This is a genomic window from Paracoccus sp. (in: a-proteobacteria), assembly GCF_047973135.1.
In the GTDB taxonomy this organism is placed as follows: domain Bacteria; phylum Pseudomonadota; class Alphaproteobacteria; order Rhodobacterales; family Rhodobacteraceae; genus Paracoccus.
In genome coordinates, this window is the sequence record NZ_JBKEBL010000171.1 from 1 (window position 1) to 12,124 (window position 12,124).

General features: G+C 62.5%; 11 protein-coding genes. 4 read left to right on the top strand and 7 right to left on the bottom strand.

Annotation, left to right across the window (positions count from 1 at the left end):
- From ACK5L9_RS13045 to ACK5L9_RS13065, 5 genes are all read right to left on the bottom strand, one after another.
- A partial coding sequence (locus ACK5L9_RS13045; RefSeq protein WP_416911896.1) for a transposase occupies positions 1–362 on the bottom strand: 362 nt, incomplete at its 3' end.
- A 250-nt stretch (positions 363–612) separates the two neighbouring features.
- Positions 613–1,506 carry a polyphosphate kinase 2 gene (ppk2, locus tag ACK5L9_RS13050; protein ID WP_416911897.1) on the bottom strand — a complete coding sequence of 298 codons (894 nt, stop codon included), beginning with the start codon at positions 1,504–1,506 and terminating at the stop codon, positions 613–615.
- Between the two features lie 5 nt (positions 1,507–1,511).
- Complete coding sequence (locus tag ACK5L9_RS13055; protein ID WP_416911898.1) at positions 1,512–2,438, bottom strand: homoserine O-succinyltransferase; 927 nt, start codon at positions 2,436–2,438, stop codon at positions 1,512–1,514.
- A 4-nt stretch (positions 2,439–2,442) separates the two neighbouring features.
- Positions 2,443–3,306 (bottom strand): ATPase, encoded by an 864-nt coding sequence (locus ACK5L9_RS13060; protein WP_416911899.1) that lies wholly within the window; start codon positions 3,304–3,306, stop codon positions 2,443–2,445.
- A 113-nt stretch (positions 3,307–3,419) separates the two neighbouring features.
- On the bottom strand, positions 3,420–4,589 hold the full coding sequence (locus ACK5L9_RS13065; protein WP_416911900.1) for an OmpP1/FadL family transporter: 1,170 nt from the start codon (positions 4,587–4,589) through the stop codon (positions 3,420–3,422).
- A 258-nt stretch (positions 4,590–4,847) separates the two neighbouring features.
- Between ACK5L9_RS13065 and guaB the strand changes: the two genes are divergently transcribed.
- Entirely contained in the window at positions 4,848–6,296 is a 1,449-nt protein-coding gene (gene guaB / locus ACK5L9_RS13070; protein WP_416911901.1) for an IMP dehydrogenase, read from the top strand.
- Between the two features lie 81 nt (positions 6,297–6,377).
- On the opposite strand, the gene ACK5L9_RS13075 is transcribed toward guaB, so the two are convergent.
- Together ACK5L9_RS13075 and ACK5L9_RS13080 are read right to left on the bottom strand one after the other, a co-directional pair.
- On the bottom strand, positions 6,378–7,340 hold the full coding sequence (locus ACK5L9_RS13075; protein WP_416911902.1) for a fumarylacetoacetate hydrolase family protein: 963 nt from the start codon (positions 7,338–7,340) through the stop codon (positions 6,378–6,380).
- A gap of 10 nt (positions 7,341–7,350) precedes the next feature.
- Positions 7,351–8,265 carry an NAD-dependent epimerase/dehydratase family protein gene (locus ACK5L9_RS13080; RefSeq protein WP_416911903.1) on the bottom strand — a complete coding sequence of 305 codons (915 nt, stop codon included), beginning with the start codon at positions 8,263–8,265 and terminating at the stop codon, positions 7,351–7,353.
- A gap of 182 nt (positions 8,266–8,447) precedes the next feature.
- On the opposite strand from ACK5L9_RS13080, the gene hisD reads away from it, so the two are divergent.
- From hisD to ACK5L9_RS13095, 3 genes are all read left to right on the top strand, one after another.
- Positions 8,448–9,788, top strand: coding sequence for a histidinol dehydrogenase (gene hisD / locus ACK5L9_RS13085; RefSeq protein WP_416911904.1), 1,341 nt, complete (start codon positions 8,448–8,450; stop codon positions 9,786–9,788).
- Positions 9,785–10,552 (top strand): SDR family NAD(P)-dependent oxidoreductase, encoded by a 768-nt coding sequence (locus ACK5L9_RS13090; RefSeq protein ID WP_416911905.1) that lies wholly within the window; start codon positions 9,785–9,787, stop codon positions 10,550–10,552. Before hisD ends, ACK5L9_RS13090 begins: the two co-directional genes overlap by 4 nt.
- A gap of 369 nt (positions 10,553–10,921) precedes the next feature.
- Positions 10,922–11,851: a LysR substrate-binding domain-containing protein gene (locus ACK5L9_RS13095; protein WP_416911906.1), complete on the top strand. Its 930-nt coding sequence runs from the start codon at positions 10,922–10,924 to the stop codon at positions 11,849–11,851.
- Positions 11,852–12,124 lie beyond the last annotated feature (273 nt).

Consider the following 12,124-nt stretch of genomic DNA (forward strand, 5'->3'; position numbering starts at 1 on the left):
CCCCCCTCTTCGCCGATCCGCTTGCGCCAGCGCACCAGCGAGGAGGGATCGATCGGTGGCCGGTGCTGGAAGAAAGTCTCGCCGGTGACGTGCTGATAGTAGGGGTTCTCGACCCAGCGGGCGATCACCGCCTCGTCCGACAGCTTGAAGGCGTGCTGCAGATACATCAGCCCGGCCACCAGCCGCGGCGATGTCGCCGGACGACCGGTCGTCGAGGGGAAGAACCCGGCCCACTCCCGCTCGAAGAATGCCCAGTCGATCAAACCCGCGAGCTTCACCAGTTCGTGCCGAGCGTCGATCATGTCGAGCAATCGGGGGCGCAGAAGATCATCCTGTTCGGGGGCGTGGGAATGGGGCTTCATCGGTGATCCGAATTTGCAGGGTTTCTGCGTCAACAATACAAAACCCTGCAGAAGAAAGCCAGAAATACCGGCGGTTCATCACACAAAATCAATGCGTTCCACGTTGTTCAGACCAGACAAAGGAATCCCTAATGTCCACGGACCCTAGTTTGGCCAGAAACCTGCCGACTGTAGTCAGCAACCTGACAACGCGGTCGTGACGTTCCGTTACTGAAATTCCTGTGTTTGTGCGATCAATATTCCGGTCGGATCACCGGACCAGCAGGTCGGGTCCGCCGGCGATCTTTGGATCGACCTCGCCGATGGCCTTGCGGTCCTTGCCGGCGTAATCGACGGCGTGCAGGATCGTCTGGATCGCCGCGATGCGCGCGCGTCGCTTGTCATCCGACCGGATCACCGTCCACGGCGTGAAGGGCGTGTGCGAACGGTTCATCGTGTCGGTGATCGCTTCGGTATATTCATCCCACTTCGCCAGGCCGTCCACGTCAATGCCCGAAAGTTTCCACTGTTTCAGCGGATCCTTTTCGCGGTCGAGGAAACGTTTCAACTGTTCGGCCCGGTCCACGTTCAGCCACAGCTTGACCAGAGTGATTCCGTCATCGACCAGCGTCGCCTCGAAATTCGGCAATTGCCGGAAAAACGCGTCGCGCTGCTTGTCCGTGCAGAAGCCGAAAACATGTTCAACCACGCCGCGATTATACCAGCTTCGGTCGAACAGCGCGATCTCGCCCCCGGCGGGCAGCCAGTCCACGTAACGCTGGAAATACCATTCGCTGCTTTCGCGTTCGCTTGGTTTTGGCAATGCCGCGATATAGCAGGACCGGGGGTTAAGGTTCTCGCGCACGCGTTCGATGGTGCCGCCCTTGCCTGCCGCGTCGCGCCCCTCGAACAGGACGGCGACGCGCTTGCCGGTCGAGATGACGTCATACATCATACGCACAAGCTGTTTTTGCAGCTTGTCCAGATGCTTGTCATAAGCGTCCCTGTCCATCTCTTCGCGATAGGGATAATCCGGGTCAAGGATGTCATGCTTGCCCGCCCCTTCGATGGCCTTGCGGATTTTCCGGGGCGCGGCATTTTTCAGATAGTCGGTCACTTTCCCGACCATGGGCAGTTCCGGCAGAATTTCCGTCTGGCTGGCCATTCCGGCTACTCCTGTCCGATCCGGGTCATGTCATATTCGGTGGTCTGATAAATTTCGTTGATCCAGTTGCCGTAAAGCAGATGCGCGTGGCTGCGCCAGCGGTTCGAGGGCGACCGCGCGGGGTCGTCATCGGGATAGTAATTCTGCGGAACGTTGATCGGCTTCCCCGAGGCGACGTCGCGGTCATATTCGTCCTTCAGCGTGGTACTGTCATATTCCAGATGGTTGAAGATATACAGCGCGCGATGGCCCGGATCCTCCAGCAGGCAGGGGCCGGCCTCGTCGCTGGCCAGCAGGGTGGACAGGCCGGGGCGGGCGTCGATTTCGGGTTGGCGCATCTCGGTCCAGCGGCTGACGGGCACCAGCACGTCGTCGGAAAAGCCGCGCAGATAGGGCGAGGCCGGGGCCAGATTGCGGTGCCGGAAACAGCCGAATGCCTTGTGATCCAGCATGTATTTGCCGACGCCATGGAAATACCACGCCATCGCCATACCGCCCCAGCAGACGCCAAAGGTCGAATGCACATGGCTTTGCGTCCAGTCGAATACCCGCGTCAGTTCATCCCAGTATGTCACATCTTCGAAGGGCAGGTGTTCGATCGGGGCGCCGGTGATGACCAGCCCGTCGAATTTCTCGCCCGTTTCCTCGACCTCGCGGAAGGGCCGGTAAAAGCTTTCCATGTGATCGGCGGCGGTGTTGCGGCTTTCGTGGTCCGACATGCGGATCAGTTGAAAGTCGATTTGCAGCGGCGTCGCGCCGATCAGCCGGGCGAACTGGTTCTCGGTCTGGATTTTTTTTGGCATCAGGTTCAGCAGGCCGATGCGCAACGGGCGGATGTCTTGCGTTTCGGCGCGACCCGGAGTCATCACCATGACGCCCTCATCCGACAGGATGCGATAGGCGGGCAGGTTTTCGTTCAGGGTGATGGGCATCGGTTCAGCTTTCCTTGCGGTCGATGGCGAGGGCGATCAGGGTGTTGAAATCATGGGGGTTGCGCACGCCCGCGACCTCTTCGGCGGTGATCGTGACGCCCCGTCGGGCCATGGTCAGGTAACGCGGCTGGCGATGGGCCAGCGCGCGGGCATAGGTCCAGCGGATGAAATCGTCGGGATTGACCTCTTCTTCCTTCAGGCCCTTTTCGACGCGATAGGCGATCCAGGCCCGTTCCAGAAATTCCGGCTGATAATACATCGGCTTGGGCGCGCGGTCGAAGCGGCGCACCAGTTCCGCCGTATGCGCGTCCGATCCCTGGATCCAGACCAGCAGCAGGTCGCGTTCCAGCGCTGCCAGCACCGGATCGCCGGGATCCTCGGGGTTCACCACTTCGCAGATCGACCCGCCGGAATCGCAAACGAAATGCGGGATACGATAGATGTCTTGCCCGCGCCGCATGAAATGGGCCGTGTCCAGCAGCGAAGCGATTTCGGCGTTGCGGTGCTGGTTCTGGCGCAGGCAATATTCGTCAAAGGGCAGACCGCCCCGGCTGGGGCTGCCGGGCTTGCCCAGATAGGTGGACAGCGGGGCAAGATTGTCAAAGGTGATATTGCTGGCGATATAGACGCTGTCGCTGATCAGCAATTCGCGCAGGAACGGAACCTTCATCGCCTCGCGCTTGAAATTATCGGCGATATATTCGTCCATGTAGCGGGTGCCGATGCGGTAATCGACGGAATAATGGAACCATTCGCCCGACCCGCGCAGTAACGAGGCCAGGTAGGTCTTGCCAAGCCCCGACATGCCGAACAGCATCACGCGCCTGTTCTGCGCCGCCAGCCATTGCCTGCCGGAACTGTAGATCATCGCCCGCCTTTCGCCATTGCCACAAGGCGCATAGGTAATGCGCCGCGCCGGGCGAGGAAAGGGGGCATCAGGCAAAGGCCCCGCTGGTTGGCGGGGCCTGTCACCGTTGCGGATCAGAAGCGATAGCCGATCCTGACGCCTGCCGCCCAGGCATAGCTGTCACCCACCTTGGCGCGCGCGACATCGGGTGTGCCGGTCTCTGGCTTGGCCGCCGTCAGGTCGAAATAGCTGACGCCCGCCGTGACCTTGATCTTGTCCTTTTCATAGATCGCGGCCAGCGTAATGCCCTTGCGGCCCTCGGTCGGGGCCAGCGGCGAAACCAGTTCCATCCGCTGATCCTCGTACTGGAACGAAGCCGTGCCCGACCAGTTCTCGGTGAACCGGCGACCGACCCCGATGGTCCAGGTCGTCGTGTCCTCCAGCGAGACCAGACCGTCCGCAACCCCAAAGCCGGCCGGCGGCGCGCTGCGCAGGGTCTGGGGCTTGACCTTGAATTCCGACCACTTGACCCAGCGAACCGAACCGAACAGCAGCGTTTGCTGGTTCAGGCCGGTCTGTCCCTCAAGAAGAACGGATTGCGGGGTTTTCACCTTGGTCGAGCTTTTGATCTTGTTTGCGCCCACCGTTTCGGTCGTGTCGAAATCATGTTCGATGGATGAATTATAGGTCAGCGACACCCGCGCGCCATATTGCGGCAATTCATAGGCGCCGCCGATGATATAGCCTGCCGCCCAGTCCTTGTCGAATTTCACCTCATAGCCCGAAATCGCGCCATAGGCCAGGCCGGTCAGCCCGACCTTGCCATTCGCATGCGATCCGCGAATCCCGCCATGAACCGAAAAGTCATTGGCGAACTTGTAGCGCAGAAGGCCGGAATAGGTCGTCGTGTTCACCTCGGCATAGGTGCCGCTCAGCAGAGGCGAGCCGCCGTCCAGCGCGTTCAGATAGCCGACATCGGCACCAAAGGGCTGTTCGATGATCAACGCGGCGGACAGGTTCGGGTTGAACTGGTGCTTGTAGCTAAGGCCGAACGCGGCATAGCCCTTGGTCACGTCGCCGATCTTGGTGCCGCCCGGATAGATCGGCGTCACCCCATCTGGCCCGTATTGCCGCAGATCCTTGCCCTTCACCGTCGGGTCCACGCCACCAACGCTGATCTCGGCATAGTTTCCTTCCTCGAACAGGATCGCAATGGACTGCGGAGCCCGTTCGATTCCCCCCGCCCAAAGTGGTGCCGCCCCCAGCATCAACGCGCCTGCGGCTGTCAAAATGGTTCTCATCATCAAAACTCCTGCTTACGCCCCTGCTTGCCTTCGGCGGACAGTATTGCGCGATTGGATCGGTTCGTAGCAACCAAAAGATAAAGCACACGTTTTTCGTGCCGGAACTTTCGCGCATGTGGCTGTTCTGCAACATTTTGACGCGGCGGAAAGTCGAAGCCAGCAGCTTTCCCGCCAGCGATTTTCGCCATGGGGACTGGACAAGCCCGGCCTTGCGTGAAAGGGGAAACTGCCAAACGAACTTGCCGCAAGGACTTTCCCATGCAGATTCGTGAGGCTTTGACCTTCGACGACGTACTTCTGGTTCCGGCCGCATCGACGGTGATGCCGTCCACGGCGGACGTGACCACCCATGTGACCCGGACGATCCGGATGAACATCCCGCTGCTGTCATCGGCAATGGATACCGTCACCGAAAACCGCATGGCCATTGCCATGGCGCAGGCGGGCGGGATGGGCGTGATTCACCGTAACCTGACCATCGAACAGCAGGCCGACGAAGTGCGCCGCGTCAAGCGTTTTGAATCCGGCATCGTCTATAACCCGATCACGCTGCGCGCCGACCAGACTGTCGCCGATGCCAAGGCGTTGCAGGAACGCTTTAACGTGACGGGCTTTCCGGTCGTGGATGGCGATGGCCGTGTCGTCGGCATCGTCACCAACCGCGACATGCGCTTTGCCAGCGATGACCGGACTCCGGTCCAGGCACTGATGACCTCGGACAATCTGGCGATGCTGATGGAACCCGCAGACCGGCAGCAGGCCATCGGCCTGATGAAGGAACGGCGGATCGAAAAGCTGCTGATCACGGACGGGCAGGGCCATCTGACCGGGCTGCTGACGCTGAAGGACACCGAAATGTCGGTTCTGAACCCGCTGGCCTGCAAGGACGATCTGGGCCGCCTGCGCGTCGCTGCGGCCTCGACCGTCGGCAATGAGGGGTTCGAACGCAGTCAGGCGCTGATCGAGGCCGGGGTCGATATGGTGGTGATCGACACCGCACACGGCCATTCCGAAGGCGTCGGTATGGCGGTCGAGAGGGTCAAGAATTTCTCGAACGAGGTGCAGGTGGTCGCCGGGAACGTCGCGACAGCCGAGGGCGCGCGGGCCCTGATCGGCGCGGGCGCGGATGCCGTCAAGGTCGGAATCGGGCCGGGCAGCATCTGCACGACGCGCATCGTCGCGGGCGTCGGCGTGCCGCAACTGACCGCGATCATGGACGCTGCGGGTGCTGCGGGCGAAACTCCGGTGATCGCCGATGGCGGCATCAAATTCTCGGGCGATTTCGCCAAGGCCATCGCGGCGGGTGCAAGCTGCGCCATGGTTGGCAGCGCCATCGCCGGAACCGATGAAAGCCCGGGCGAGGTGATCCTGTATCAGGGCCGCAGCTTCAAAAGCTATCGCGGCATGGGCAGTCTCGGCGCAATGGCACGCGGCAGCGCCGACCGCTATTTCCAGAAGGACGCGGCGACCGACAAGCTGGTCCCCGAGGGGATCGAGGGGCAGGTGCCCTACAAGGGCCCGGCGGGAACGGTGATTCACCAACTGGTCGGAGGGTTACGGGCCGCCATGGGCTATACCGGCTGTGCGACCGTGCCCGAGATGCGCAAGAACTGCCAGTTCGTGCGCATCACCGGTGCAGGGCTGAAGGAAAGCCACGTCCACGACGTGCAGATCACTCGTGAATCGCCGAATTACCGCCTTGGCTGATCCGCGACGGGCGCACCGGGGGGAAACAATCGCCACCCGGCAGCCCCGGCCCGGAAACAGGTGTACAGGCGCTTTGAACCCTCAGGCCCTGACCACCCTCTGCGAAATGGCACCAAAGACCGACTGCCCGTCGATACCGGTGCATTCCATCCGGATGGTATCGCCGAAGGACATGAAGGGCGTCACCGGCGCGCCCTTGTCCAGTTTTTCGATGCCGCGCCGTTCGGCGATGCAGGACGACCCGACCTCTCGATAGGTGCTGTTCGACACCGTCCCCGAGCCGATGACAGTGCCCGCGACCAGATCGCGCGAATAGGCCCCATGTGCCACAAGGTCGTCAAAGCCGCAGGACATGTGATAGCCGTTGGCCGCGCCAAAACGCCGACCGTTCCAATCGACCAGCAGCGGCAGATCCACCCGTGCGTCGCGCCAGCTTTCGCCCAGTTCGTCGGGGGTCACGGCGACCGGTGCCATGGAACAGGCCGGTTTCGCCCGCACCCAGCCAAAGCCCGTCGCCATCTCGGGACCGGCCAGCTTGCGCAGCGACCAGTCGTTGATCTGCACGATCAGCCGGATATGTCCGCGCGCGGCGGTCGGGTCGGTGCCCATCGGAACCGCATCAGTGATCACGCCGAATTCCCCCTCGAAATCGATGCCGTCCTCTTCCGAGGGCATGGGGACATCCTGCGTTCCGGCATAGAACCGGCTGGACAGGCCCTGATACATCAGCGGCACGCCGGTCTTGACCGGGCTGACCCCCAGCAGCGCATCCATCAGATCGCCATGGCTGTCAAAGGCCGAGCCGTCCAGCCATTGCCATGCGCGCGGAAGGGGGGCCAGCGCCTGCGCCGGGTCGAAAGGATCGCCCGCGCTGCCGTTCACGGCATCATATTGCGCCAGCAGTGCTGCTTCGACGCCGGTCCAGTTTTCCAGCGCGGCCTGTAGGGTCGCGGCGGCTTTGGCTGGCTGTGCGCGGGACAGGTCGCGGCTGACGACATGCAGGCGACCGTCGGGTGTGCCGTTCGGCAAGGTTGCAAGTTTCATCTCTTCTCCGTCAGGGCAGGGAATCGGCGACCAGCGCGTCGGCATCCGCATCGCGGGCAAAGCCAAGCCGGTCGGCAATCGGGGTTTCAAGTTCCGGATAGCTGCCGAACAGGCCCACGATTTCGGGTTGCGGATCAAAGGCGATCCGGGACGCGCTGTCGGGAAAGCGGCGGCGTAATGCCAGAACCAGCTCGCCAAAGGTGACTGACAGCGCGGGCAGGGTGAAGGCGCGGTCTGGTCCCAAGGGACCGCAAGTCGCTCCGTGGACAAAGTTGCGCGCCACCGTGCCGATCGAGGTCAGCCATGTGCGGCTGTCTTCAGCCACGGGCAGGGTGATGTCCTCGCTGCGGCTGACGCACCAGAACAGCCTGCTCATGAAGGCCGATTTCAACCCCGCATCCGCGCCATCGCGGGCCATCACCCCGGAAGGGCGCAGGCTGACGCCATCCAGCCAGCCCTTCGCGGCGAAATTGGACAGCGCGACCTCCATCATCAGCTTTTGCGCGCCATAGATCATGGTGGGACCGGTCGGGGTTCTGTCCGTGACGGGATCGGGCAGGGGCTTGGCAAAGACCGCGATGGTCGAGGCAAAGACCATGCGCGTGGCCGGGTTACGGTCGCGCAGATAATCGAACAAATCCAGCGTGGCATCGACATTGACCCGCCGCGCCAGCGCATAATCCGCCTCGGCCGCGCCGCCCAGAATGGCCGCCAGGTGGATCACCGCGTCCACGCCGTCCAGAACCCGCGCCCGCATGGCCGAATCGCCCAGGTCTCCGGTGAATTTCGTGGCCTTGCGGTGCCTGGGGGCGGGGAAATCCGTCCGGTCCAGCAAGGCAAGCGAAGAGATTCGGGGGTCGGCGGCCAGCATCGCCGCGACCCTTTGGCCGACGAATCCCCCTGCGCCGATGATCAGGATCTTCATGACGGCAACCCTATGATTTATTTGGTAAATTGTACAATTAGAACATTCAGAAAATTGGTTTTACACGAAAAAATCAGGATTCAGATATCCAAATTTCCGCAGCAACATATCGGAACAATCGATAAGACTTTGGGGTGAATATCGGTTTGAACGACATGAAGCGGATCAGGAAGGGTGGAAAGATGGCAAGGATTCTGAAGCAGGGCGCGGATGCCAGCCAGTTGTGCGCGGCTGATGACAAGGTGCGCGCGACGGTCGAGGCGACGCTGGCCGATATCGAAAGGCGCGGCGATGCCGCCGTGCGCGAATTGTCGGCGAAATTCGACAAATGGGATCGCGGCGATTATCGCCTGACACAGGCCGAGATCAATGCCTGCCTGTCCGAGATGACCCCTCAGGACATTCGCGACATCGAATTTGCGCAGGAACAGGTCCGCAACTTTGCGCAGGTGCAAAAGGACGCGCTGCGTGATGTCGAGGTCGAGACGATGCCCGGAGTCATCCTTGGCCACCGCAACATTCCGGTTCAGCAGGTCGGCTGCTATGTTCCGGGCGGCAAATATCCGATGCTGGCCTCGGCGCATATGTCGGTGCTGACGGCAAAGGTCGCGGGCGTGCCGCGCATCGTGACCTGCGCGCCGCCGTCGCAGGGCAGGCCCGCCGCAGCCATCGTGGCCGCGCAGCACATGGCCGGCGCGGACGAGATTTATGCGTTGGGCGGCATTCAGGCCGTGGCGGCGATGGCCATCGGAACCGAAACCATCCGCCCCGTGGATATGCTGGTCGGCCCCGGTAACGCCTTTGTCGCCGAGGCCAAGCGGCAACTTTTCGGGCGCGTCGGCATCGATCTGTTCGCCGGTCCGACCGAGACGATGGTGATCGCCGACGAAACGGTGGATGCCGAAATCTGCGCCACCGATCTGCTGGGGCAGGCAGAGCACGGACCCGACAGCCCTGCGGTTCTGCTGACCACTTCGGAACGGCTGGCGCGCGGGACCATGGCAGAGATCGAGCGTCTGCTGGCCATCCTGCCCACCGCCGGTCTCGCCCGCATCTCGTGGGAGAGCTATGGTCAGGTGATCGTCGCTGACGATCATGACGAGATGCTGCGCATCGCCAATGACATTGCGTCCGAGCATGTGCAGGTGATGACCGATCGCGACGACTGGTATCTGAAGAATATGCATTCCTATGGTGCGCTGTTCCTTGGGCCGCGCACCAATGTCGCCTACGGAGACAAGGCAATCGGCACGAACCACACGCTGCCAACCCGAAAGGCCGGGCGCTATACCGGCGGGCTGTGGGTCGGCAAGTTCATCAAGACCCATTCCTATCAGAAGGTCACGACCGATCACGCCAGCGCTCTGGTCGGGCGATATTGTTCGCGCCTGTGCATGCTGGAGGGCTTTGCCGGGCATGCCGAGCAGGCGAATGTCCGGGTGCGCCGCTATGGCGGGCAGAACGTTCCCTATGCTCAGGGTGCCGCTCCGCTGGCGGGGGCCGATGCGGTGGCGGCGGAATGATGGCACTGCCACAGGCACCGGGCTTTGATCTGACCGGGTGGCGGGCGCTGATCACCGGCGCGGGTCGCGGCATCGGGCTGGCCTGCGCCGCGGCGCTGGCCGGGGCCGGGGCCGAGGTGGTACTGGCCGCACGAGGCAGCGCCGAGATCGGGCTGGCGGCCGATGCCATCCGCGTGGCGGGGGGTGCGGCCTCGATCCTGACGCTGGACGTGTCCGACATCGCCGCTGCGCGTGTGGCGATTGCCGCTGCGGGTCCGTTCGAAATTCTGGTCAACAACGCCGGAACCAACCGCCCCATGCCGGTCTGGGACGTGACCGAGGACGATTTCGATGCAGTGCTGAACCTGAACCTCAAATCCGCCTATTTCGTCGCGCAGTCCGTCGCGGACGGGCTGATAGCCGCAGGCAGGCCGGGATCGCTGATCCACATGTCCAGCCAGATGGGCCAGGTGGGCGGAGCACAGCGCAGCCTGTATTGCGCCTCGAAATGGGGTGTCGAGGGCATGTCGAAGGCACTGGCGCTGGATCTGGCGCCGCACGGGATCCGTTCGAACACCATCGCGCCGACCTTTGTCGAAACGCCGATGACAAAGCCGTTTTTCGAGGATAGGGCCTTTCTGGCCTCGGTTCTGGACAGGATCAAGCTGGGTCGTCTGGGCCGGGTCGAGGATCTGATGGGCGCGGTGATCTTTCTGGCCTCGCCTTCGGCGGCGATGATGACCGGCAGCACGCTGACCGTAGATGGCGGCTGGACTGCGGAATGAGGTGGCATCGCGACCGATCCGCTGACCAGGTCTCAGGCCGATCCGGCCCCTGTCAGCCGTGGCCCCGACGCGCTGCGCGCATGACCCGCGATAGCAAGACCAGCATGATCATCGACAGGATCGATGCGCCGCGATCCGTGCAGGGCATCTCACACTATCCCCCATGACAGAACCCGCCCCATTCGCCGGAAACAGATGTCCGGCGGCCTGTACCTTTTTCCGATGCACGAGCCGCCGACAGCCATAGCGGGCGTTCACCGCTTGCAGTTCTGTCGCAGGCCATCGACCGTCAGCCGCAATTCGCATTTGCAACCCGTGCCTTCTTCGGGTTTCCTCGGGTCATGTGCAGGGTTATGCGGGGGCATTGCGATGCGACTTGAGGATAGCGAGGTCATCACCACCATCGCCGAAGCCGGCAGCATCCGCCTGGCAGCCGATCTGCTGGGGCGGTCGCAACCCGGCCTGACCAAAATCCTGCGCCGCACGGAAGAGACCATCGGTTTTCCCATCTTCGAGCGCACGGCGCGGGGGGTCGTTCCGACCGAACAGGGCCGCGCCATCCTGTACCGGCTGACCACGATCCAGAACGAATTTCGCCGCATGCAGATCGAAATCGCAAGCATCCGCAACGCGCATGAGGGCACTCTGACGCTGTGCATCTCGCCGCTGGCCGCCATCGAGATCCTGCCGGCGGCGCTGCGCCAGTTTCATCAGGTCTATCCCAATATCGCAGTACGGGTCGTTTCGGGCACCTATCCCAGTTCGCTGCCTCTGCTGCATCAGGGCAAGGTCGATCTGATGATCGGCCCCGCCCCGCCCGGAGACATGGCTAACGGCCTCAGCCTTGATCATCTGTTCGACAGCGAAATCGCCGTGGTCACGGCGAAATCCTCGCCGCTGGCCAAGGCCGGGTCGCTGGCCGAGCTGGTCGAGGCGAAATGGATCATGATCGGGACCGAGGGCGGGCCGGGCGATATCTTCGCCGGACCGTTCCGCAAACTGGGGCTGGAACCTCCACGCGCGCTGGTCCGCTCGGACAGCTATTTCGGGGCGATGGCCATAGTCGCCAGCTTGCAGGCGGTCTGTACCTTTCCTGCCGGGCTGCTGCCGCTGGCCGATCCCTGGGGCATCTGCGCGATCCGCATCCGCGAAGAGATCGCGCCCCTGTCAATCTGCAATATCACTCGATCCCGCCAACCCTTTACCGCGCCGCTGGATTATCTGGTCAACAGCATCCACCGGCGCGTGAACACCATGCGCAGCGAAATGGCCCTTGGCACAGCAGGCCCACTGGGCTGAAGCCTTGCGACGGGGATGTGTGATGTCGGGCAGGGCAAGATGCGGTTACTGAAACCCGCGCGGGCCAGCAACCGCATCTCATCATGCGCGCAGCGCCGTGGCACCCGCATGACAATTATAGCCTGACGACCTCACCATGAGTCAGTTTTCCCAGAGTTCCCATAGTTGTGGGATTTTTAATCGTCGCCTGCATCGGGTTTGAAGCGCTTGTCTTATGGGTTCATCAGGCTTCTGAGGGATTGGAAGCCATTGCCCGCCACGCCATTTATGGCG

Bases quoted from the DNA above. Each gene is read 5' to 3' on its own strand.
- ppk2 (WP_416911897.1), bottom strand. From the start codon at position 1,506: ATGGCCAGCCAGACGGAAATTCTGCCGGAACTGCCCATGGTCGGGAAA.
- ACK5L9_RS13080 (WP_416911903.1), bottom strand. From the start codon at position 8,265: ATGAAGATCCTGATCATCGGCGCAGGGGGATTCGTCGGCCAAAGGGTC.
- ACK5L9_RS13090 (WP_416911905.1), top strand. From the start codon at position 9,785: ATGATGGCACTGCCACAGGCACCGGGCTTTGATCTGACCGGGTGGCGG.
- ACK5L9_RS13065 (WP_416911900.1), bottom strand. From the start codon at position 4,589: ATGATGAGAACCATTTTGACAGCCGCAGGCGCGTTGATGCTGGGGGCG.
- ACK5L9_RS13055 (WP_416911898.1), bottom strand. From the start codon at position 2,438: ATGCCCATCACCCTGAACGAAAACCTGCCCGCCTATCGCATCCTGTCG.
- ACK5L9_RS13060 (WP_416911899.1), bottom strand. From the start codon at position 3,306: ATGATCTACAGTTCCGGCAGGCAATGGCTGGCGGCGCAGAACAGGCGC.
- ACK5L9_RS13095 (WP_416911906.1), top strand. From the start codon at position 10,922: ATGCGACTTGAGGATAGCGAGGTCATCACCACCATCGCCGAAGCCGGC.
- hisD (WP_416911904.1), top strand. From the start codon at position 8,448: ATGGCAAGGATTCTGAAGCAGGGCGCGGATGCCAGCCAGTTGTGCGCG.
- guaB (WP_416911901.1), top strand. From the start codon at position 4,848: ATGCAGATTCGTGAGGCTTTGACCTTCGACGACGTACTTCTGGTTCCG.
- ACK5L9_RS13075 (WP_416911902.1), bottom strand. From the start codon at position 7,340: ATGAAACTTGCAACCTTGCCGAACGGCACACCCGACGGTCGCCTGCAT.